At 67.7% G+C, this 21,176-nt stretch carries 20 protein-coding genes; 16 read left to right on the top strand and 4 right to left on the bottom strand.

The features are described 5' to 3' along the window. From BSZ14_RS16475 to BSZ14_RS16410, 14 genes are all read left to right on the top strand, one after another. Nucleotides 1-1,069, top strand: a 1,069-nt coding sequence (locus BSZ14_RS16475; protein WP_076711756.1) for an HlyD family secretion protein, incomplete at its 5' end; no start/stop codon positions are given. Further along, nucleotides 1,066-2,454, top strand: a complete 1,389-nt coding sequence (locus BSZ14_RS16470; protein ID WP_076711755.1) for an efflux transporter outer membrane subunit — start codon at nucleotides 1,066-1,068, stop codon at nucleotides 2,452-2,454. The genes BSZ14_RS16475 and BSZ14_RS16470, both read left to right, overlap by 4 nt. Before the next feature lie 131 nt (nucleotides 2,455-2,585). Further along, entirely contained in the window at nucleotides 2,586-3,011 is a 426-nt protein-coding gene (locus BSZ14_RS16465) for an organic hydroperoxide resistance protein (protein ID WP_042485447.1), read from the top strand. Between the two features lie 76 nt (nucleotides 3,012-3,087). Next, nucleotides 3,088-3,603, top strand: a complete 516-nt coding sequence (gene gloA / locus BSZ14_RS16460; protein WP_198930545.1) for a lactoylglutathione lyase — start codon at nucleotides 3,088-3,090, stop codon at nucleotides 3,601-3,603. A 161-nt stretch (nucleotides 3,604-3,764) separates the two neighbouring features. Then, a complete protein-coding gene (locus tag BSZ14_RS16455; RefSeq protein WP_076711753.1) occupies nucleotides 3,765-5,222 on the top strand; it encodes a methyl-accepting chemotaxis protein in 1,458 nt (485 codons plus the stop codon). A gap of 124 nt (nucleotides 5,223-5,346) precedes the next feature. Further along, complete coding sequence (locus tag BSZ14_RS16450) at nucleotides 5,347-5,616, top strand: STAS domain-containing protein (protein ID WP_042485441.1); 270 nt, start codon at nucleotides 5,347-5,349, stop codon at nucleotides 5,614-5,616. 13 nt (nucleotides 5,617-5,629) lie between these two features. Continuing rightward, the gene (locus BSZ14_RS16445) at nucleotides 5,630-7,870 is read left to right on the top strand and encodes a chemotaxis protein CheA (RefSeq protein ID WP_076711752.1); all 2,241 of its coding nucleotides are present in this window, start codon (nucleotides 5,630-5,632) and stop codon (nucleotides 7,868-7,870) included. Then, nucleotides 7,867-8,736 (top strand): CheR family methyltransferase, encoded by an 870-nt coding sequence (locus tag BSZ14_RS16440; RefSeq protein ID WP_198930544.1) that lies wholly within the window; start codon nucleotides 7,867-7,869, stop codon nucleotides 8,734-8,736. The genes BSZ14_RS16445 and BSZ14_RS16440 overlap by 4 nt, the downstream gene beginning before the upstream one ends. Next, a complete protein-coding gene (locus BSZ14_RS16435) occupies nucleotides 8,736-9,752 on the top strand; it encodes a protein-glutamate methylesterase/protein-glutamine glutaminase (protein ID WP_042485438.1) in 1,017 nt (338 codons plus the stop codon). The genes BSZ14_RS16440 and BSZ14_RS16435 overlap by 1 nt, the downstream gene beginning before the upstream one ends. Nucleotides 9,753-9,793: 41 nt before the next feature. Further along, nucleotides 9,794-10,360 (top strand): chemotaxis protein CheD, encoded by a 567-nt coding sequence (locus tag BSZ14_RS16430; protein ID WP_042485436.1) that lies wholly within the window; start codon nucleotides 9,794-9,796, stop codon nucleotides 10,358-10,360. Between the two features lie 32 nt (nucleotides 10,361-10,392). Next, the gene (locus BSZ14_RS16425) at nucleotides 10,393-10,770 is read left to right on the top strand and encodes a response regulator (RefSeq protein WP_042485434.1); all 378 of its coding nucleotides are present in this window, start codon (nucleotides 10,393-10,395) and stop codon (nucleotides 10,768-10,770) included. A gap of 25 nt (nucleotides 10,771-10,795) precedes the next feature. After that, nucleotides 10,796-11,239, top strand: coding sequence for a chemotaxis protein CheW (locus BSZ14_RS16420; RefSeq protein WP_042485432.1), 444 nt, complete (start codon nucleotides 10,796-10,798; stop codon nucleotides 11,237-11,239). Nucleotides 11,240-11,288: 49 nt separating this feature from the next. Then, nucleotides 11,289-12,293 carry a chemotaxis protein CheB gene (locus tag BSZ14_RS16415; RefSeq protein WP_076711751.1) on the top strand — a complete coding sequence of 335 codons (1,005 nt, stop codon included), beginning with the start codon at nucleotides 11,289-11,291 and terminating at the stop codon, nucleotides 12,291-12,293. Continuing rightward, the gene (locus tag BSZ14_RS16410; protein ID WP_042485428.1) at nucleotides 12,290-12,571 is read left to right on the top strand and encodes a hypothetical protein; all 282 of its coding nucleotides are present in this window, start codon (nucleotides 12,290-12,292) and stop codon (nucleotides 12,569-12,571) included. The genes BSZ14_RS16415 and BSZ14_RS16410 overlap by 4 nt, the downstream gene beginning before the upstream one ends. A 27-nt stretch (nucleotides 12,572-12,598) precedes the next feature. On the opposite strand, the gene BSZ14_RS16405 is transcribed toward BSZ14_RS16410, so the two are convergent. From BSZ14_RS16405 to BSZ14_RS16390, 4 genes are all read right to left on the bottom strand, one after another. Further along, on the bottom strand, nucleotides 12,599-13,123 hold the full coding sequence (locus BSZ14_RS16405) for a hypothetical protein (protein WP_076711750.1): 525 nt from the start codon (nucleotides 13,121-13,123) through the stop codon (nucleotides 12,599-12,601). A gap of 186 nt (nucleotides 13,124-13,309) precedes the next feature. Beyond that, nucleotides 13,310-16,126, bottom strand: coding sequence for a TonB-dependent receptor domain-containing protein (locus tag BSZ14_RS19740; RefSeq protein ID WP_076711749.1), 2,817 nt, complete (start codon nucleotides 16,124-16,126; stop codon nucleotides 13,310-13,312). Nucleotides 16,127-16,362: 236 nt separating this feature from the next. Next, nucleotides 16,363-17,175 (bottom strand): ferredoxin--NADP reductase, encoded by an 813-nt coding sequence (locus BSZ14_RS16395; RefSeq protein WP_042485421.1) that lies wholly within the window; start codon nucleotides 17,173-17,175, stop codon nucleotides 16,363-16,365. Nucleotides 17,176-17,261: 86 nt separating this feature from the next. Beyond that, nucleotides 17,262-19,529 (bottom strand): TonB-dependent siderophore receptor, encoded by a 2,268-nt coding sequence (locus tag BSZ14_RS16390; RefSeq protein WP_083748309.1) that lies wholly within the window; start codon nucleotides 19,527-19,529, stop codon nucleotides 17,262-17,264. A gap of 138 nt (nucleotides 19,530-19,667) precedes the next feature. Here BSZ14_RS16390 and BSZ14_RS16385 point away from each other — a divergent pair, with 138 nt between their 5' ends. Together BSZ14_RS16385 and BSZ14_RS16380 are read left to right on the top strand one after the other, a co-directional pair. Beyond that, on the top strand, nucleotides 19,668-19,934 hold the full coding sequence (locus BSZ14_RS16385; RefSeq protein WP_076711747.1) for a hypothetical protein: 267 nt from the start codon (nucleotides 19,668-19,670) through the stop codon (nucleotides 19,932-19,934). Then, nucleotides 19,931-21,112, top strand: coding sequence for a PepSY-associated TM helix domain-containing protein (locus tag BSZ14_RS16380; protein ID WP_076711746.1), 1,182 nt, complete (start codon nucleotides 19,931-19,933; stop codon nucleotides 21,110-21,112). Before BSZ14_RS16385 ends, BSZ14_RS16380 begins: the two co-directional genes overlap by 4 nt. The last annotated feature ends 64 nt before the right edge of the window (nucleotides 21,113-21,176 follow it).

Below are 21,176 nucleotides of genomic sequence, written 5' to 3'. Positions count from 1 at the left end.
CCCGTCTTCGGGCTGGCGGCCGCCCTCGGGGGGGTGGCGGTCGCGCGCGCTGATCGCGCTGCTCGTCATCGGCGGCATCGCGGCGGTGCTGGCGGCGTGGCGCCTGCCGCCCTTTTCCAGCGATCTCCAGTCGACCGACAACGCCTATGTCCGCGGCCGGACGACGGTGATCGCGCCGCAGGTCAGCGGCTATGTCACCGCCGTGCTGGTCAAGGATTTCGAGACGGTGCGCGCCGGGCAGCCGCTGGTGAAGATCGACGACCGCATCTATCGCCAGCGCGTCGACCAGGCGACGGCGCAGGTCAACGCCCAGGCGGCGACGCTCGCCAACAGCCGCCAGGCCCAGGCGTCGCGCACCGCCAGCCTCGCCGCACAGGACGCCGCCGTCGCCAATGCCGAGGCGCAGCTGATGCGTGCGCAGGCGGACATGGCGCGGGTCAACGATCTCGTCACCGATGGCTCGGTCAGTTTACGCGAACGCGACCAGACGCTCGCCGCGCTCCGCCAGGCCCAGGCGCAGCTGCGTCAGGCCAAGGCCGCACGCGCCATCGCGCAACAGGATGTCCGCACCGTCGTGGTCGGGCGCGGCGGCCAGCAGGCGGGCGTGTCGGGGGCGGAGGCCGCGCGGCGGCTGGCGCAGATCGATCTCGCCAACACCATCGTCCGCGCGCCCGAAGATGGCCGCCTGTCCGAAGTCGGCGTGCGGCTGGGCCAATATGTGACGGCGGGATCGCAGCTGATGTTCCTGGTGCCGCCCGAAACCTGGGTCATCGCCAATTTCAAGGAAGCGCAGACCGCGCGCATGGCGGTGGGACAACCCGCCAGCTTCACCGTCGACGGCCTGAGCAATGCCCGGCTGAAGGGCCATGTCGAGCGGATTTCGCCCGCCGCCGGGTCCGAATTCGCGGTGCTGAAGTCCGACAACGCCACCGGCAACTTCACCAAGGTGCCGCAGCGTATCGCGGTGCGCATCCGGGTCGATCCGGGCCAGCCCCTGGCGGCGCGCCTGCGCCCCGGCATGTCGGTACAGGCCAGCGTCGACACGGCAGGCGGACCGAAGGTGCGATGAGACACGCCGCCCTCCCCCTTGCCGCCGTGCTGCTGCTCGCCGGGTGCATCGGCCCGCGTCCAGCCGCCCCCACGGCCAGTGCCGTCGTGCCGCCGCCCGCCTGGCGCACCGCGCTGGGACCGGGCAGCCCGATCGCGGCCGATTGGTGGCAGGCGTTCGGAGACCCGCAACTGACCGCGCTCGTCACCCGTGCGCTCGCCGACAATCCCGATCTGGGCAGCGCGGCGGCGCGGATCGAGGAGGCGCGCGCGCAGGAGCGGCTGGCGCGTGCGCAGCGGTCCCCCAACGTCACGGCGGGCCTGCCGCTGTCCGAGGGGCGCACCGTCAGCGCCTTCGGCACCGGGCTGGACCAGTTCGGCGCGCAGCCGCTGGTGCAGGCGAGTTACGACTTCGATCTGTTTGGACGGCTGCGCAATGCCCAGGCGGCGGCGCGTGCGCAGCTGCTGGCGACCGAGGCGGCGCGCGACACCGTGCGGCTGGCGCTGGCCGCCGGGGTGGCGAGCGGATATGTCACCCTGCGCGCACTCGACCACCGGCTGCATATCGCCGAGGAGACGCTGGCCGCGCGCGCCGACGCGCTGCGCATCGCCCGGCGGCGGGCGACGACGGGCTACACCTCCAACCTCGAACTGCGGCAGGCCGAGGGCGAATATCGCGCGACCGAGCAACTGGTCGCCGCCGCCCGGCTGGCGGTGACGCGGCAGGAAAACGCGCTCAGCGTGTTGATCGGCGGCGCGCCCGGCCCGATCCCGCGCGGCCTGCCGATCGACCGGCTGATCCGCCCCACCATCCCCGACGGCCTGCCCGCCGACCTGCTGCGCCGCCGCCCCGACCTGTTCCAGGCCGAACAGGCGCTGGTCGCCGCCGACCGCTCGCTCGACAGCGCCCGCGCGGCAATGCTGCCCAGCCTGGGGCTGACCGGGTCGGCGGGCGTGGCTTTTTCCAATGCGCTGAACAATCCGATAACCCTCTTCTCGATCGGCGGCAGCGTGCTGGCCCCGATCTTCGACGCAGGGCGGTTGCGGGCGCAGGCCGATGCCAGCGCGGCGCGGCGCGACCAGGCCGCCTTCGCCTATCGCAAGACCGCGCTGACCGCGTTTCGCGAGGTGGACGACAGCCTCGCCTCCGTCCGCCGCTCTGGCGAGCAGGCGGTGGCGCTGGCCGGGCAGCGTGCGGCGCAGGCCGATGCCCTGCGCATCGCCTCCAATCGCTACCGCGCGGGCTATTCCTCCTATCTCGAACAGCTGGATGCGCAGCGCGGGCTGCTGACCGCCGAACTGGCGCTGGCCGAGGCGCAGGCCAACCAGCTGACCGCCTATATCACGCTGTATCAGGCGATGGGGGGCGGCTGGTCGCCGCAGGCGATCGAGGCGACGGCGCGATAGATCGCGAATTCGGGGAGGATCGCCGCAATCGCTTTCATTGTCCGTAACGGTCGATGGAACGGGAGGGCGGGGTTGCGCGCTGACGCCCCCGAACCGACACTGCCAACCGAATTTGCAACGGGAGATCCGATATGGGCGTGAATGTGATCTACAAGACCAAGGCGACGGCGACCGGCGGTCGCGACGGCGCGGCGCGGTCGGAAGACGGCTCGGTCGACGTCAAGCTGGTCGTGCCCAAGGAAATGGGCGGTCCGGGTGGCGAGGGCGCCAACCCGGAAAAGCTGTTCGCGGCAGGTTATTCGGCCTGTTTCCTGGGCGCGATGAAGGCGGTGTCGGGCAAGGAAGGCGTGAAGGTGCCGCAGGACGCGACCGTCACCGCCGAGGTCGGCTTCGGCCCGCGTGAGGAAGGCGGCTATGGCATCACCGTCGACCTGTTGGTCAACCTGCCCGGAGTCGACCGTGCCGAGGGCGAAAAGCTGATGCATGCCGCGCATGAGGTCTGCCCCTATTCCAACGCGACCCGCAACAACGTGGATGTCGGCCTGACGCTCGCCTGAGTCGTCCCGCTTCGCGCAATCCGAGGCCCTTCGTCCCCAGCGGCGGAGGGCCTTGCCGTTTTCCAAGGACCCCATGATGACCACCCGCCCCGCCGGAACCGAGAGCTTCACGCTCAACCAGACGATGCTGCGCATCCGCGACCCCAAGCCGTCGCTCGCCTTTTACCAGGACGTGCTGGGCATGACCCTGCTCCAGCAGCTGGATTTCGAGGAGATGCAATTTTCGCTCTACTTCCTCGCCTATCTGAAACCGGACGAGACGATTCCCGAGGACCCCGCCGAGCGGGCACGTTTCATCTTCAACCGGGAAACGACATTGGAGCTGACCCATAATTGGGGCACAGAGTCCGACCCGGCATTCAAGGGCTATCACGACGGCAACGGCGATCCACGCGGGTTTGGTCATATCGGCATCAGTGTCGACGATGTCGCCGCCGCCTGTGAGCGTTTCGAGTCCCTGGGCGTGACTTTCAAGAAGCGGCCCCAGGACGGCAAGATGAAGGACATCGCCTTCATCACCGACCCGGATGGCTATTGGATCGAAATATTGTCCGCTCACGGCATGACGCAAAGTTTGGCCAGCATCACCTAAATCTCTTTTTCCTCCGGCGTTTGGACCAAATTGAAACGGGTTTTTTACCGTTTCTGCCCAATATGGTCACACACGCCGGAGGGCTTGGCGACTGCCGGCAGCCTCCGTCGAACCGTGCGAGTGCTCCCGCTCGCGGACGGTTTTTTGGAGGGTATGCTGTTATGTTGTCCTGGTTTGCCAAGACGGCACCGATTCGACTCAAATTCGACGTGCTGACCGTCCTTTTCGGGGCGATCACCGCAGTCGGCCTGATGACGACGATCGCCGCCCAAGGCAGTCTTTCCCTGTCCCTGCCGGTCCTGTTCGCCGCTGGCGCGTTGATCCTGTCGTTGGTCGCGATGCGGGCGGCGCGCAAGCTGATCTGCGATCCCTATGTCGGCAGCGTCGTCGCCATGGAGCATCTGGCCGCCGGCGACATCGATCGCGAGATACACTATGATGATTATCGCGACTGCATCGGCCGCATGGCCCGCGCGATGCACGTCTTCCGCCGCAACGCCGCCGAAGTGAAGAAGGCGGGCGAGGCGCAGCAGATCGTCGTCGCCTCGCTCGGCAAAGGGCTGGGCGAGCTGGCCGGGGGCAATCTGACCGAGACGATCCCCACGCCCTTCCCGGCCGAATATGAAAAGCTGCGCCACGACTTCAACCGCGCGATGGAGTCGATGGGTCGTGCGATGGGCGCCGTGACGACCGCCACCCACGGTATCAATGCGGGCGCCAGCGATATCCGCCAGGCCTCGGACGACCTGTCGCAGCGCACCGAGCAGCAGGCCGCCAGCCTGGAGGAAACCGCCGCCGCGATGGACGAGATCACCTCGACCGTCCGCCAGACCGCCGAGGGGGCCAATCGCGCCAATCGCGCCGTCGCCGATGCCCGGATCGAGGCGCAGCAATCGGGGGAGATCGTCCGCCGCGCGGTCGACGCCATGGCCGGGATCGAGCGCACATCGAGCGAGATTTCCGAGATCATCAGCGTCATCGACGGCATCGCCTTCCAGACCAACCTGCTCGCGCTGAACGCCGGTGTCGAGGCGGCACGTGCCGGTGACGCGGGCAAGGGCTTTGCGGTCGTCGCCTCCGAAGTCCGCGCGCTCGCCCAGCGGTCGGCCGACGCCGCCAAGGACGTGAAGTCGCGAATCCTGGCCAGCTCCGAACAGGTCGAATCGGGCGTCAGCCTGGTCAGCGAAACCGGCAAGGCACTGGAGCGGATCATCCACCAGATCGCCGAGATCAGCACGCTGGTCGAAAACATCGCCAGCTCGGCCGAGAAGCAGGCGGTCGGGCTGCAGGAGGTCAACACCGCTGTCTCCGCGATGGACGGCGTAACGCAACAGAATGCCGCGATGGTCGAACAGGCCACCGCCGCCGCGCGCTCGCTGGCGGTCGAGGCCGATGGCCTGGCGCGCGAAATCTCGCGCTTCCGCATCGATAACCAGCCCGGCCATTTCCCCGCCCCCGTCCAGCCGGTCCATCAGTTGCAGCAGCGCGTGGCCGCCGCCGGCCGTCGAATCGCGCAAGCCGCGCGTCCTGGCGCCGCCCCGGCCCCGACTCAGGCCCAGCCCGCGTCGATGGGCAATGCCGCACTGGCGGTCAGCGACGACGACTGGACCGAATTCTGATCGGCTCGCCCCCGGCCTGCGCAGGCGGCCCGGCCGGGGGCAAAGCGTAAAATTCGGTCAACCCACGCTTTCTTAACGACCTTCACGCCATGCTGCCCCCGAAACCCGCGACTGGAGTCTCGCCGTGACCGCTCTGTCCCTTGCCCCCGTGCTCGACACCGCCGCCGCCGTTCCGCTGCGCCAGGCGCTGCTCGACCTGATCGCGTCGGGCGACCCGATCACGCTCGACGGGTCGCAGGTGTCGCAGGCGGGCCAGGCCTGCCTCCAGGTGCTGGCCAGCGCCCAGGCGATGGCCGCGTCGATCCCGACCGATTTCGAACTGAACAGCCCATCCGAGCCGCTGGCTTCGATGATCGCGCTGGCGGGGCTCGACAGCCTCGTCGCCGCCGCCTGAAAGGCCTGACCCGATGAACCTCGACGAGATTCAGCAGATTTTCTTCCAGGAATGCGAGGAAGGTCTCGGCGCGCTGGAAACCGCCTTTGCCGACCTGAAGCGCGACCGGCATGATGACGAGACGATCAACACCGTCTTCCGCTCGGTCCACTCGATCAAGGGCGGCGCGGGCGCGTTCGGGCATGAGCGGCTCCAGCATTTCTCGCATCATTACGAGACCCTGCTGGACCTGATTCGCAACGGCACGCTGCCGCTGAGCGAACCGTTGATCGACCTGATCGTCGCGGCGTTCGACACGCTGGCCGACCATGTCGCCGCCGCACGCGGCGAGGGCGGGATGCCCGCCGACCAGGCGATGCTCGACCGGCTGGACGCTGCCGCCAAGGGCGAGATCGGTGGCGCGGCGGCTGTCGCCGAGCCGGAACCCGTCGCCGATATCGCGTTCGCCGTCCCGACCTCCGATGTCGCCGCCGCCGCGCTCGATGATTTCGACGCGCTGTTCGCGATGCTCGAGGATCCGGCCCCCGCCGCCGAGCCCGCGGGTCCGGCCGAATGGGTCGTCTCGGTCCATCCCGGCCCGCGTGCCTTCGACCATGGGGCCGAGCCGATGCTGGCGCTGCGCGAATTGTCGCGCATGGGCGGCCGGACGCTGGCGGCCGACCTGTCCGAGCTGCCGCAGCTCGACGGGCTGGATGCCGAGCGGGCCTATATCGGCGTGACCATGGCGCTGCCCGGCACGCTGGACGAGGACGATATCCGCGCGGTCTTCGACTTTGCCGACCCGCAATGCCGCCTGACCGTCACGCGCGCCGATGCCGCGATGGTCATCGCCGAGCCCGAGATCGTGGTCGAACCGGCCATCGCCGAACCGATCGCCGATGTGATCCCGCTGCCGGTCGCGGCCCCTGCTCCCGTGGCGTCGGTCGCCGTACCCGCACCCACGCCGGTCGCCGCCGCGCCCGTTCCGGTGGCGGCCCCCGCCCCCGCTCCGGCGGCTCCCCCCGCACCGGTCGTCTCGGTGGTCGAGGCGGCGAGCAGCCCACGGGTCGCCGCCGCCGCCGCCCAGACGATCCGCGTCGACCTCGACAAGCTGGACCGGCTGGTCAACCTGGTCGGCGAGCTGGTCATCACCCAGGCGATGCTGGCGCAGCGCCTGTCGGAAAACGAGATGGGCTCGATCCCCGAGCTGTCCGACCTCGACCACCTGACGCGCGAGCTTCAGGATTCGACGATGGCGATCCGCGCCCAGCCGATGAAGACCGTCTTCAGCCGCGTGCCGCGCATCATCCGCGAGCTGGAGGTCGAGACCGGCAAGCGGGTCCGCCTGGAGGTCGAGGGCGAGATGACCGAGGTCGACAAGACCGTGGTCGAGCGCATCGGCGAGCCGCTGACCCATCTGATCCGCAACGCCGTCGACCATGGCCTGGAAACCCCGGCCGATCGCAAGGCGGCGGGCAAGGATGGCGAGGGCGTCGTCACCCTGTCGGCGGCGCACCAGTCGGGCCGCATCGTCATCACCGTCGCCGATGACGGACGCGGCATCGACCGCGCGCGCGTCAAGGCCAAGGCGATCGAGCGCGGCATCATCGCCCCCGATGCGCAGCTGTCCGAGGAAGAGATCGACAATCTGATCTTCGCCCCCGGCTTCTCGACCGCCGCCGTCGTCTCCAACATCTCGGGTCGCGGCGTCGGCATGGACGTGGTGCGCAAGAACATCCAGGCGCTGGGCGGCCGTATCGGCATCCAGTCCGAACTGGGCAAGGGGTCGAGCTTCTCGCTCAGCCTGCCGCTGACGCTGGCCGTACTCGACGGCATGATCGTCACGGTCGGCGACCAGACCTTCGTCATCCCGCTGACCCATATCGTCGAAAGCCTGCGTCCGGGCATCGACGAGGTGCATGTCGTGGGCGGCCAGTCGCCGCTGCTCGACGTGCGCGGCACCTATGTCCCCGTCCACCGCGTCGGCGAACAGCTGGGCGTCACCGGCGCGATCGCCAAGCCGGAAAACGCCGTGCTGATCGTCGTCGAAAGCGACCAGGGCCAGGCGGTGCTGATGGTCGATTCGATCCAGGACCAGCGCCAGGTCGTCGTGAAGAGCCTGGAGGCCAATTACCGCGCCATCCACGGGCTGGCCGGTGCGACCATCCTGGGCGACGGCCGGGTCGCGCTGATCCTCGACGTCGATGCGCTGATCGGCCGCTGGCGCCGTGACGGGCGCGGGCCGAGCGCCTTCCTCGAGGACATGGCCGCGTGAACGCGATCGCCGCCCTGGCATCGCGCGAACCGCAGCGGGAGATGGAGTTCGCCTTTTCGGCGTCCGACCACCGCGCGATCGCCGACATCATCTACGCCGAGTCGGGCATCCTGCTGCCCGAGAGCAAGGCGAAGCTGATCTATGGGCGGCTGGCCCGGCGCCTGCGCGCCTGCGGGTTGAGCAACTTTCCCGATTATCTGGCGCTGATCGCCAGCGATCCGGCCGAGCGTGCCCGCGCAGTCGACTCGCTGACCACCAACCACACCTCCTTCTTCCGTGAAAATCATCATTTCGAACATTTCCGCGACCAGCTCTGGCCCGGCTTTGCGCAGCGTCTGGCGAGCGGCGGGCGGGTGCGGGTCTGGTCGGCGGCCTGTTCCAGCGGCGAGGAACCCTATTCGCTGCTGATGACCATCGCGGGCCAGGACGTCCGCGCCGCCGAGAAGCTGGCGACCCAGGATTTCCGCGTGCTGGCGACCGACCTGTCGCCCAGCGTGATCGCGACCGCGCGTGCGGGCCGCTATCCGCTGGACACCACCCGCGCCATGCCCGCCGCGATGCGATCGACCTGGTGTCGCCGCGTCGGTGACATGGACGAACTGCTCCCCGCGCTGCGCAACCCGATTGCGTTTCGTGAACTCAACCTGCTGCGTAACTGGCCGATGCGGCGGCCCTTCGACGTCATCTTCTGCCGCAACGTCATGATCTACTTCGACGACCCGACCAAGGCCCAATTGCTCGCCCGCTTCGCCGACCAGCTGGTCGACGGCGGCACCCTTTATATTGGTCATGCCGAGCGCATCCCGCCGGAAGTATCGGCGCGCTTTCACTGCATCGGTCGCACCGCTTTCCAGAAAGTATCCTGATGGCCGTACGTACCCTGATTGTCGACGACTCCCCGACGATGCGCGCGCTGATCGCGGGCATGCTCAGTCGCGACCCCGATATCGAAGTGGTCGGCGCCGCCAATGGTCCGCACCAGGCGCGAGAGATGATCAAGGCGCTCGACCCCGATGTCATCACGCTGGACGTCGAGATGCCCGACATGAACGGCCTCGACTTCCTGGAACGCGTGATGCGGCTGCGTCCGATGCCGGTGGTCATGCTCTCCACGCTGACCCAGGCGGGCGCGGATACCACGATCCGCGCGCTGGAGCTGGGCGCGGTCGAATGCTGCGCCAAGCCCGCGACCAACTGCATCGACCCGCGCATCGCCGAAAGCGTGAAGGCCGCCGCCAGCAGCCGCCGGATCCGCGTGCGCGACATGGCGCCCGCCGCGCCCACGCCGATGGCCGATTTCAAGCCGATCCCCGGCTCGCTGATCGCGATCGGCGCGTCGACCGGCGGCGTCGAGGCGCTGATCCAGGTGCTGAGCGGCTTTCCGGCCAACTGCCCGCCGACCGTCATCTGCCAGCATATGCCAGCGACCTTCACGACCAGCTTCGCCGCCCGGCTCGACCGGCTGTCCAAGCCGACCGTGACCGAGGCGCGTCATGGCCAGCCGCTGGTGGCGGGCCATGTCTATCTGGCGCCTGGCGGCACGCATCACATGGAGGTCGGCGGCGTCGACGGCCAGTATCGCGCGCGCCTGATCCCCGATGATCCGGTCAGCGGCCATCGCCCCTCGGTCGACCGCCTGTTCCACAGCGTCGCCAAGACGGTCGGGGCCAAGGCGGTAGGCGCGATCCTGACCGGCATGGGCCGGGACGGGGCCGATGGCCTGCTCGCGATGCGCGGCAAGGGCTGCATGACCATCGGCCAGGATCGCGACAGCTGCGTCGTCTATGGCATGCCCGGCGTCGCGCAGGATATCGGTGCGGTGACCAGGCAGCTGACACTGACCCGGATCGCGCCTGCGCTGATCGACCGGTGCCGGGCGTGACCCCGGCCATGGCCAGTTCCCTTCCCCCACCGCCGCCGCCGATGCCCTTCACCCGGCTGGCGCGGGGTGACGGGCTTCGCCGAATCAACGTCATCCAGGGCGAGACGCGGGTTAGCCAGGACAAGGACGTGGTGCTGACGACCGTGCTCGGCAGCTGCATTTCGGCGTGCCTGTACGATCCGATCGCGGGAATCGGCGGATTGAATCACTTTTTGCTCGCCGAACCGGGCGTCGCGGAAACCGATCCTAAATCCATGCAGCGCTATGGCGTGTATGCGATGGAAGTTCTGATCAACGCGATGATGGCGCTCGGCGCGCAGCGGCACAGCCTGAAGGCCAGGCTGTTCGGCGGCGCGATGATGCGTGACGGCTTTCGCGACATCGGCACCGCCAATGCGCAGTTCGCCCGCCGCTTCCTGGCGGACGAGCGGATCGCGCTGGTCGGTGAGGATGTCGGCGGCGTCAGCGCCCGTCGCGTCGAGTTCCGCCCGGCACTTGGCCTGGCCCGGTGCCGCCACGTGACCGACACGGCGATGCCGCCGCCGCGCGCCGCGCGCCCCGCTCCGCCACCTCCACCCGCCGCGACCGGCGATGTGGAATTCTTCTAATGTCTCTCGATCCTTCCAGGAAAGGCCAGTTCGTGTCCCAACTCATCATGACCGTGGACGATTCGCCCAGCATGAGAATGCTTCTGCGCGCCGCGCTCACCGATATGGGATATCGGGTGCTCGAGGCCGAGGATGGCATCCATGCACTCGATACGCTGGACGCGGTGATGGCCGATACCGCACCCGATCTGGTCATCACCGACATCAACATGCCCCGCATGGATGGTTTCGGCCTGATCGAGGCACTGCGCCGCCAGCCCGGCCACCGCAACCTGCCCATCCTGGTGCTGACCACCGAAAGCTCGGACGAGAAGAAGGCGCGCGCGCGTGAGGCGGGCGCGACCGGCTGGATCGTCAAGCCGTTCAACCCCGAAAAGCTCGCCGCGGCCATCCGCCGCGTGCTGCACTGATCCCCTTTTCCCGAGGAAACCGACCATGTCGCGTCAGCTCATCACGTTCCAGCTCGGCGACCAGATCCTGGGCGTCGACATCATGGCCATCCGCGAAATCCGCGCCTGGTCGCCCGCGACCCCGCTGCCCAATGTCCCCGCGCATGTGCGCGGCGTCGTGAACCTGCGCGGCGTGGTCCTGCCGGTGCTCGACCTGCGCCACCGGCTGGGCTGGGGCGTGACCGATCCCAGCGCGCGCCACGTCATCATCGTGGTGCGGATCGGCGAGCAGCTCCAGGGCCTGATCGTCGATGCGGTCAACGATATCGTGACCATTCCCCCCGAAGCGATGCAGCCCCTGCCCGACATGGGCGACGCCACGGCGGCGCATTATCTGGAAGGGCTGGCCACCATCGAACAGCGGCTGATCCTGATCCTGGCGCTTGATCGCCTGACCGACAGCGTGACATTGACGGCCGAAGCCGCGTAATCCCGGTTTTTCAAGACGTAACGGCGTTTCCGTTGGAAGGTATAGAGTAATGGCGGACGTTAAGGTTCTGGTCGTGGACGACTCGCTGACGATGCGGGTCCTCATCTCGGGCGCGCTCGAACGCATCAAGGGCGTGCAGGTGGTGGGTGCCGCAGACGGCGCGGCCGAAGCCCGCAAGATGGTCGACCAGTATCGCCCCGAGGTCATGACGCTGGACGTCGAGATGCCCGGCATGAGCGGCCTGGAATATCTGGCCGAGATCATGGAGGAGCGGCCGATGCCGGTCATCATGTTCTCGACCCGGACCGCCGCGGGCGCCGCGGAATCGGTCGAGGCGCTGCGCCTCGGCGCGATCGACTGTTTTCCCAAGCCCAAGGTCGCGGTGCAGGCCGAACTGGACGCGATCATCGGCAAGCTGGGCAAGCGGATCAAGTCCGCGCGCAATGCCGATCTGAAGCGCGGCAAGGCCACCAGGAGCCGCAAGGGTCCGGTCGCCGACATCAACTGGAATGGCCGCCTGCTGGCGATCGGCGCGGACGCCGCCAACACCCAGGCGCTGTTCGACCTGTTCCAGAATTTCCCCGCCAACTGCCCGCCGACCCTGGTCGTGCAGCAGATGTCGCCGGGCCTGCTGTCCCCGATGATCGAGCAGCTGCGCGAGCAGATCGCGCCCAAGGTCGTCGAGGCGACCGACGGCATGAAGGTGGAACAGGGCACCATCTATTTCGCGCCGCAGGGCGATACGCACATGGTCGTCGACACCTGGCCGAACGGCAGCTTGCGCCTGCTGGCCCGCGAGCCGGTGGCGGGCGAGCGGCCGTCCATCTCGCTGCTCTTCGCCTCGGTCGCCAAGGCGGCGGGCGGCAACGGCCTGGGCGTGCTGCTGGCGCTGGACGACGAGGACGGCTCGGCGGGTCTGCGCGCGATGCTGGCGGGTGGGGCCTATGCCATCGGCCGCAACGGCACCGACTTCACGCTGAACAAGGGCGCGGTGTCGCAGCCGGTGGCGGGCGACGCGATCTTTGCCAATATCGTGAAACTGTGCAGCAAATGACGCAGGGGGCCATGGAACCGGCCCTTGCCCGGGCGCTGGCGGACGAGCTGGTCGAACTGACCCGCTCGCTCGCCGACCTGGCCTATGAGCTGGGCAGCGATCCCGACACGCTGCGCCGCCATATGGTCAGCATCCAGGCGGTCGACCGGATCACCCAGTCGCAGCTGGCGATCGCCGATATCCTGCGGTCCGACGCGCCGGTCGCGGCGCGGATCGACGGGGTGACGCTGGAGACGCTGGCCGACCGGCTGCGCACGCGGATGGCCAAGGCGGCCTGATCCCGCCCCAGCCCTTGCCTTCACCCGTCAGGCGACGGGCCTGGTGGGCATCGCCGGGCGCATGGCGATCCGCTCGACCAGCGGGCGCAGCCCCTCCAGCCATTGCCGGACCGAGGCGCGCGTCCCCTCGCTCAGGCTCAGCAGCGCCAGCCGACGATCGGTCGGATGCGGCGTGCTGTGGAACATCCCCATCGATACCAGCATGTTGATCCAGCGGACGGCCGTGGTGCGCGGCACGCCCGAGGCACGGTAACAGGCGCTGGTTTCCACACTGCGTCCCGCTTCTTCTTCCAGGAAGATGAACAGCAGCATGTCGAAGGCCGGATCGGCGAACAGATCCGGGTTCAGGAAACCCCCGATCCCCTCCCGCGCGGCGCGCAGGATCGAACCGATATCGGCCGGACTGATGCGCTTGTCATGATCCTGACGAACCATCGACTCCACGGCGGCGAGTTCGTCCCGAATTCGGCGTAGACGATCGTCGATCGCATCCCCCAGATCGTCGACCTGCCCGTCATAACGGTCACGCGTGACCTCTCCGCCTCGATCCATGTACCCCCCGCTATCGACGCTGGCCGACATCACTTCATCGAATTTATTCCGTTTCCATCGCAGCGCCGCAATTCCCAAAGGGGCGGGATGCCAACGAAATTAGTCTAGGTTAGCCAAAATCTTATAAGGGCGATCCCAAATTGGTCCCGGTTCGGATGTGTTTCGCCCGAAAAAGGGCGCGATCTTTCAAAAGAAGAGCTTGCGGATCGACAATCGAACAGTCCGGCCCAGCGGATCGAGATAGCCCGGCTGATAGCCGATCGGCACGGTGCCGTTGGCATCGGTCACCCGCTGCCGCTGGTTGAACAGATTGTCGAACGACAGGCTGACCCGCGTTCCGCGCAGCCAGGGATGCGCCTTCAACAGGTCCAGCCGCTGGCCCAGATCGGCGAACAGGCGCAGGTCGACCGTCGCCAGGCTGCCGAAATCGAGCGCCTGCGGATTGGCGGGGGTGCCGCCATTGACCCGCGTCGCGCTCTGCCAGTTGCCCGACAGGCGCACGCCGATGCCGTTGTTGGAATAGCCCGCCTGCGCCTGGAGCTGATGGCGCGAGGTCCCGCCGCTCGACCCGATCGCATCGCCGCGCAGCAGATCGAGCACCGGGCCGCCCTCGGCCACCGTCACGCGGTCGGCAAAGGTCCAGGTGTGATAGAGCGCGAACTGCACGCGTCCGCCGCCACCGCCGCGTCCGCCACCAAAGCCGCCGCCCCGGAAACCGCCGCCCGGGCCGCCACCGGGGCCACCAGCACCGGGACCACCGGGGCCACCTGCGCCGGGACCACCCTGCCCCTCGCGGCGCGGGCCTTCGCCGCCGCCACGACGACCGGGAAAGTTCAGCCCGGCAAAGGGATTGGGGCCGGTCCCGGCGCGGAACGCCTCCAGTTCCTTCTGGATCTTCGACTTGATCGGCCTGGAGAAGTTGAAGCCCCAGCGCAGCTGCGACCGCTCGGTGTTCGCAAAGTTGATCGGGCGCGAATCGACACGCAGCAGGTTGCCCGCGGCATCACGCGCAAAGCGGTCGGGGAACGCCGCCTCGATCGCGGCGGTCGGCGTCGGGAAGGACGCGATCGGATCGTCGGTGTCGATCCGGTAGTAATTGGCGGTCAGGTTGATATCGCGGTCGCGCCACGGCTTGAGCGTCAGGCCCAGCTTCATGACGTGGCGATTGTCCGCGACCAGATTCGGATTGCCGCCCGTCACCGCCGTGATCGTCGCGGTCGTGCCGCGCACATAATCGAACAGACGGACATTGGGCGTGGTGATCGACGGGTTGCCGAGTTGCTGCGCGGTGGGGGCGTCCTCCTGATCGGTCCAGGAGGCGATGACGCGCACCCCCTCCAGCGGCGACCAGTTGGCGCCGTAACCGACCGTGGTCAGCGTGCCGAAGTCCGACAGGTGATCCGCCCCGACATTCAGGTTCAGCGACAGGTCGCCGATCGCGCTCAGGACCTGGCGGTTACGATTCGCGATCGGCAGGTCCAGATTGGCCTGGCCGTTGACGATGTCGCGCGAGACGTCGCCGGTCTGGAAGACGCCGAACCGGGTCGAGCTGCTGGAGAAGTCGCTGGTCTGCCCGCCGACCTTCACGCTGGCCTGCACATCGCCCGCGGGCAGCGCGAAAACCCGGCCGTTGAGCAGCGCATCGACCTGCCCCGACGAAGAGGTCGACCGCGCGAAATTGCGCGCCGCCAGACCCAGCCCGTCGAGCGGTCCGTAAGGATTGGCGGTCGGATCGCCCGCATTCAGCCGCGCCTGCAACCCCGCCACATCCAGCCCGGTATCGGTGGCCACCCGGCTCTCGGCGCGGTCATAGGCGCCCGTCACCGACCAGCGCCACCGGCCCAGATCGCCGTTGAACACCGTGCCCAGGTGGGCGGTCAGCCCGGTATTGTTCTGGACAAGCGGGCCATAGGCATCGGTCAACCGGCTGACCGTCGCGGCGGCCCCGAACGGCGAATAGGGGTTGCCCGCGGGCAGGACCAGGTTGGCGGAGGGCAGGCCGTTCCAGCTGTTGCTCTGCGTCGTCTGCACCTCGGCATTGAACGAGGCGGACACCTTGTCGAAGATGTTGCGCGAATAGACGATATTGGCGTCCCATTGCCGCTGCGCCGATTGCAGCGTGCGATAGGGGGTGACGTCGGTGCTCGTCGCCGGGCTGCCCGCGAGCTGCGCCAGCGACGGCGCGGCGGTCAGGCCGCCGGGGATACCCACCACGCTGGGGCTGGTGCCGGTCAGCGCGGCGAGGCTAGGGTCGGCGGTGACGATATTGCCGCCCAGCGAGGCGTTCGAGCCGGGTGCGACGATGCCGCGCTCCGCCTCGGTCAGGCGCGAGGTGTTGGAAAAATCGGTGTGGATGCTCAGCCGCTTGTCGCGGCGAATCTGCAACCAGTCTAGCTTGCCCTGCTCCATCGCCGAGCCGCCCTGCGTCGGCACCTTGCCGATCGCCTCGGCCGCCAGCGAACGGAAGCGCGGGCGCAGCACGAAGTTCACGACCTTCTGGTCGGCGCGATAGCCATATTTCAGCGCGACTTCCTCGGGGAAGATGTCGACGCGCTGGATCGCCTCGGTCGGCAGGTCGCGGATTTCCTGGAAGCCCGCGATACGGCGACCGTTGAGCAGGATCACCGGCGATCCGCCGCGCCCGCTGGTCGTCTGCGGCGCGAGTTCGGTGAGCAGGTCGGAGACGCTCGACACGCCATAGGAGCGGATATCGGCGGGGCTCAACTGCTGGTCGGGCGGGATGTCGCCGATGACCTTGCCCGGTTCGCGCCGCGCGGTGACGACGACGTCGGGTTCGGCCTCCTCGCCGTCCTCCTCCGCCTCGGGCTGTGCCTGGGTCCGGGTCGGGCTGGTCGTCTGCCCTTGCGGTATCGCGGTCGCGGAGACGGCAGGCGCGGCCGTCGTCGAGGGGGGCGGGGCCTGCGGCGCAGGCTCGGTCGAGACCTGCGCCTGCGCGATCGCCGGCATCGCACTCGCCAGCATCAAACCCGCCCAAAGCCGCATGTCCGTCCCTTTTCCCTTGTCCGAGGCTTTGGGCGTTAGGACGCAAATGTCGCACAAATGTGCCGCCCGTGGCGACAAATGTCGCGGGGGCGATGCAGGGAGGTTATCGGTATTCCTCCCCTGCAAGGGGAGGGGGACCATGCGCAGCATGGTGGAGGGGTGCCGCCCTCTCGATAACGGGACACCCCTCCGTCAGGGCTTCGCCCTGCTACCTCCCCTTCCAGGGGAGGAAAGGGTCAGCCCGCGAACGCCTTTTCGATCACATACGCACCCGGCTGCGCGTTCGAGCCTTCGGGAAAGCCCATTTCCTCGAACTTGGCGCCCAGCGACTTGATCATCTCCATGCTGCCGCACATCATGATCCGGTCGGTTTCCGGGTTGAAGCCATGCGCGCTGGGCAGCCCGGCGAACAACCGGCCGTCCTCGATCAGCGCGTCGATGCGGCCCGTGGTGTGGAACGGCTCGCGCGTGACGGTCGGGACATAGTGGAACTTCTCCTGCGCCACATCGCCGACCAGCGGATCGTCGGCCAGCTTGCCCGCCAGCTCGTCATGGAACGCCAGGTCGCTGACCCGGCGGACCGAGTGGACGATCACGACCTCGTCGAACATGTCATAGATGTCCGGGTCACGCGCCACCGACAGGAAGGGCGCAAGGCCCGTGCCGGTCGACAGCATGAACAGCCGCTTGCCGGGCAGCAGCGCGTCGGCGACCAGCGTGCCGGTCGGCTTGCGACCCAGATAGATGTTGTCGCCGGGCTGCACCTTTTGCAGCTTGCTGGTCAGCGGGCCGTCCTCGACCTTGATCGACAGGAAGTCGAGCTTCTCGTCATAGGACGGGCTTGCGACCGAATAGGCGCGGAGCAGCGGCTTGCCGTTGTCGCCCTGGAGCCCGATCATCACGAACTCGCCCGAACGGAAACGGAAGCTGTCGGGGCGCGACACCGAGAATGAGAAGAGATGCTCGTTCCAGTGATGGACGCTCTGAACCGTCTCGACGCTCAGCGCCGTGGTCGGGGTCAGTTCGGGCAGGGCGGTATCGGTCGACAAACCTCAAAACTCCTTTGCGCCCCGGCCCCGCCGATCGGTCGGCGGGCGGGACGGACACGTCAAATGCGAATGAATCGGATGCGCCCTTACCAAGAATAGCGCAGGCTGCCTACAAAGGTCCGCGATGCCCCGTAATAGCAGCCATTGTTGAAGAAACAGCTGGTGATGTGGCGCTTGTCGAACAGATTGGCGACATTGGCAGTCAGGGTCAGCCCCTCCATCGCCGGGCTGACCCGGCCGAGATCGTAACCCAGCATCAGGTCGGCCAGCCAGTAATCGGGCGACTGGAAGCGGCGGACGACGGTGCGGCCCGACGCCACGGTGGTCGCGGTCCCGTCCGATTCGCCGACATAGCGTATCCCTGCGCCCAGGCTCAGGCCGCCAAGGGCATTGCCCACGCCCGCCTTGCCCAGATCATAGGACAGGAAGCTCGATGCGCTCCATTGCGGCACGCCCAGGGGCCGCGTGCCGGTGACGCCGCTCATCTGGTCGCCGGTGCCGACCACGGGTGTGCCCTGCCGGACATAGGGGTCGTTATAGGTGGCGGCGACCACTACGTCGAAGCCGGGCGCGACCGTACCGCGACCGTCCAGTTCGATCCCGCGCACCGAGACTTCGCCGATCTGGACCTGCGAATTGCTGGGGATATTGCCTGTGCCCGCGCGCGGATCGGCGACCGGCACGTTGCGGCGGCGCAGGTCGAAGGCGGACAGGGTGAACAAGGCGGTCGTGCCGCGCGGCTGGTATTTCAGCCCCGCCTCATATTGGCGGCCCGTGACGGGGATGAAGTTGCTGCCGTCCCAGGTGCTGCCCGCCTGCGGCTCGAAGCTCTCGGAATAGCTGACGAAGGGCGAAAGGCCGATCTTGGTCTCGTACAGCGCGCCCAGCCGCGTGGTGAACGCCGTCTGGTTCAGGCGGCTGACGGCGTTGGTGTTCAGATTCTGTGTCGTCTGGTTGTACGTGTCCCAGCGCCCGCTGGCGATCAGTTGCAGCCCGCCGATCGCGATCTGGTCCTGCAGATACACGCCCACCTGATCGCGCTTGGTGTAATTGTGCGTCTGGGTGATCGGGAAGGTCGGCAGCGGCACGCCGTACACCGGCGCGAACAGGCTGAGGTTCGGGATGTTGAACACCGGGTTCGCATTCTGTCCGGTGTAGAAGGCCTGGTAATTCTCACCGCGATTATGCTGCCAGTCGACGCCGCCCAGGATGGTGTGGCGGACCGGGCCGGTGTCGAGCTTGCCGACCAGGTGATTATCGATGGTGAAGGTCTGGAACGCTTCGTCCGACCCGCCGCCGCCCCGCTGGAGCGTCGAGAAATCGCTGTTGGCGTTCGCGCCCGTCCCGCGCGTGACATAGCCCGACCCGTAGATCTGCCGGTAATGCAGCCCGATCGCGAGATAACGGGCGTTGGTGGTCCAGCTCAGCCGGTCGTTCAGGTCGTGGCGGAACAGGATCGTCGCCGATTTCTGCGTCCGGTCGAACGCCTCATAGGACGGCTCCGACGTGTTGAAATCGACCGGCAGCACGCCCGCAGGATTGGGCAGTGCCGAGCCATAGACGGGGACGCCGCTATACGACCCCGATTCGGGATCGCGTTGGTAGTTGAGGATCAACGTCACGCTGGTCGCCTTGTCGGGCGCGAAGGTCAGCATGGGGCGCGCATAATAACGCCGATTGGCGGTCCGCTGGATGAAGCCGTCCGACTCCTCGGCGCCCGCGATCATCCGGAACAGCCAGCGGTCGTTCGCGTCGAGCGGCTGGTTTACGTCGATGCTGGAGCGCAGCAGCGCATAATTGCCCGCCGCCAGCTCGATCCGCCCACCCTGTCCCGCATAAGGCAGCTTGCTGGTCAGGTTGATGAGACCGCCCGGCGTGCCCGAGCCATAGGTGACGCCCGCAGGCCCCTTCACCACATCGACCGATTCGACCAGATGGAAATCGACCTGCGGGCTGGCATAAACCCCGCCCAGCAGCCGCATCCCGTCCATGAACACCCCAGGCGCGAAGCCGCGCAGGAACAGCTGGTCGTAGCGGGTGGCGACATTGCCGCGCTGATTGGGTGCGACGCCCGCGACATAGCCGAGCGCCTGGTTGATCGACAGCGCATTGCGCCGGGTCAGTTCCTCCTGGTCGATCACGGTGATGCTCTGCGCCGTCGCGATCAGCGGCACATCGGTCTTGGTGCCCGAGGACGCGCTCTTCTTCTCGCGCTGTCCCTCGACCACGATATCCTCGTTGCGCAGCCGCTGCTGATCCTCGTCGGACAGGGTCAGCGCATGGGCGGGAAGCGCGCTGCCCAGCATTCCCCCGGTGGCGCACGCTGCCAGCAGCGCTCCGCGAAGTGCGCGCATAAATTTACTCCCTGCTATTGATAGTGACTCTCAAACTCCGCTAAAGGGATGACATCAACATGACAAGGGGCAACGTGGGTGCCATCGGGCCAAGCCATTGATGAAGAAGCCGGACGCCGCTGGCGAACCGGATTCGCCATGGCGTGGCGCTGGATCACCGCGATTCTCGGCGGCTATGGTTTTGCGGTCGCCGCGGCGATGCTGACGGCGCGCCTGCTCCCCGCTCCCGATGCGACGGCGCGGGTCGAGGCGACCGGCTGGCCGATGATCCTGTCCTTCCTGCTCTATGCCGGGGTCGGGCTCTGGTCGCTGCACGAGGTCCGGCTGGGCCGGGTCAACGCGGTGATCTGGGGCGGAGCGCTGGCGATGGCGGTGGCGCTCAAATTGCTGGGCGTGCGCGCATGAGCGACAAGACCGTACAACCGGGCTGGCGGCAGAGCATGGCCTGGGCGCATGGCTGGCTGGGGCTGATCGCCGGGTGGATCCTGTTCACCATGTTCCTGACCGGGACCTCGGCCTATTTCCGGCCCGAGATCACCCGCTGGATGCAGCCCGAAATCCACGCCGAGGCCGCGTCACCGGCCCAGGCGGCGGATTCGGCCACGCGCTATCTGTCGCGGGTCGGCCCGGACGACCTGCAATGGTATATCTACCTGCCCGACGCGCGCACGGTCGCGACCCGCATCTTCCGCATCCCCGCCAAGCCCGATCCCAGGATACGCGGCAACGAACTGGACCTCGATCCGGTCAGCGGAGCCCCCCTGAACGCGCGCGACACCAGGGGCGGCGAGCATTTCTATCGCTTCCATTTCCAGCTTCAGCTGCCGCACCCCTGGGGTCGCTGGCTGGCGGGGCTGTGCGCGATGGCGATGCTGGGCGCGATCATCTCGGGCGTGATCACCCACAAGCGTATCTTCGCCGACTTCTTCACCCTGCGTTGGAACAAGGGGCAGCGCAGCTGGCTCGACGCGCATAACGTCTCGGCGGTGCTCGGCCTGCCCTATCATGCGATGATCACCTATACCGGACTGATCACGCTGGTGACGATGTACATGCCCTGGCCGGTGTTGACGAACTATGCCTCGCCCGCCCAGTTCATGCAGACCGCCTATGGCACCCCCGCCGACGTGCCCGCCAGCGGCGTGCGGCGTCCGCTGGTCGCGATCGCGCCTTTGGTGCGCGATGCGGAACGGCGGCTGGGCGGTCCCGCCACCCGCGTCATCGTCCAGAATCCCGGCGATGCGGCGGCCCGCGTCACCATCGCGCAAGGAAAGCGGGGTGCGATCAATTCGCGCACGCCCACCGCCACCTATGACGGTGCGACCGGCCGCCTGCTCAGCCGCAGCGGCGATGCCGCCGTCGCGATCGACACGGCGGGCGTCATGCTGGGCCTGCATTTGGCCGGTTTCGCCGGACCCGCCCTGCGCTGGGCCTATTTCGTCATGGGGCTGACCGGCGCGGCGATGGTCGGCACCGGCCTGCTGCTATGGACCGCCAAGCGGCGCAAGCCGGGTGCGGCCCCCTTTATGGATGGCCCGCCCCTAAACCGAACCGTTGTTATCGCACGACAGCGGGTCGTTTGAGGAAGGAGCCAAGGTCATGGACGTATCGGTTCTCGGGATCGATCTGGGCAAGAACAGCTGCAGC

This window comes from Sphingomonas sp. Sph1(2015) (assembly GCF_001970915.1).
Lineage (GTDB): Bacteria > Pseudomonadota > Alphaproteobacteria > Sphingomonadales > Sphingomonadaceae > Sphingomonas > Sphingomonas parapaucimobilis.
The sequence above is the reverse complement of the archived record's forward strand: the minus strand, read 5'-3'. Positions and strand labels throughout refer to the sequence as shown.

Bases quoted from the DNA above. Each gene is read 5' to 3' on its own strand.
- BSZ14_RS16470 (WP_076711755.1), top strand. From the start codon at position 1,066: ATGAGACACGCCGCCCTCCCCCTTGCCGCCGTGCTGCTGCTCGCCGGG.
- BSZ14_RS16465 (WP_042485447.1), top strand. From the start codon at position 2,586: ATGGGCGTGAATGTGATCTACAAGACCAAGGCGACGGCGACCGGCGGT.
- gloA (WP_198930545.1), top strand. From the start codon at position 3,088: ATGACCACCCGCCCCGCCGGAACCGAGAGCTTCACGCTCAACCAGACG.
- BSZ14_RS16455 (WP_076711753.1), top strand. From the start codon at position 3,765: ATGTTGTCCTGGTTTGCCAAGACGGCACCGATTCGACTCAAATTCGAC.
- BSZ14_RS16445 (WP_076711752.1), top strand. From the start codon at position 5,630: ATGAACCTCGACGAGATTCAGCAGATTTTCTTCCAGGAATGCGAGGAA.
- BSZ14_RS16435 (WP_042485438.1), top strand. From the start codon at position 8,736: ATGGCCGTACGTACCCTGATTGTCGACGACTCCCCGACGATGCGCGCG.
- BSZ14_RS16430 (WP_042485436.1), top strand. From the start codon at position 9,794: ATGCCCTTCACCCGGCTGGCGCGGGGTGACGGGCTTCGCCGAATCAAC.
- BSZ14_RS16420 (WP_042485432.1), top strand. From the start codon at position 10,796: ATGTCGCGTCAGCTCATCACGTTCCAGCTCGGCGACCAGATCCTGGGC.
- BSZ14_RS16415 (WP_076711751.1), top strand. From the start codon at position 11,289: ATGGCGGACGTTAAGGTTCTGGTCGTGGACGACTCGCTGACGATGCGG.
- BSZ14_RS16410 (WP_042485428.1), top strand. From the start codon at position 12,290: ATGACGCAGGGGGCCATGGAACCGGCCCTTGCCCGGGCGCTGGCGGAC.
- BSZ14_RS16405 (WP_076711750.1), bottom strand. From the start codon at position 13,123: ATGGATCGAGGCGGAGAGGTCACGCGTGACCGTTATGACGGGCAGGTC.
- BSZ14_RS19740 (WP_076711749.1), bottom strand. From the start codon at position 16,126: ATGCGGCTTTGGGCGGGTTTGATGCTGGCGAGTGCGATGCCGGCGATC.
- BSZ14_RS16390 (WP_083748309.1), bottom strand. From the start codon at position 19,529: ATGCGCGCACTTCGCGGAGCGCTGCTGGCAGCGTGCGCCACCGGGGGA.
- BSZ14_RS16385 (WP_076711747.1), top strand. From the start codon at position 19,668: ATGGCGTGGCGCTGGATCACCGCGATTCTCGGCGGCTATGGTTTTGCG.
- BSZ14_RS16380 (WP_076711746.1), top strand. From the start codon at position 19,931: ATGAGCGACAAGACCGTACAACCGGGCTGGCGGCAGAGCATGGCCTGG.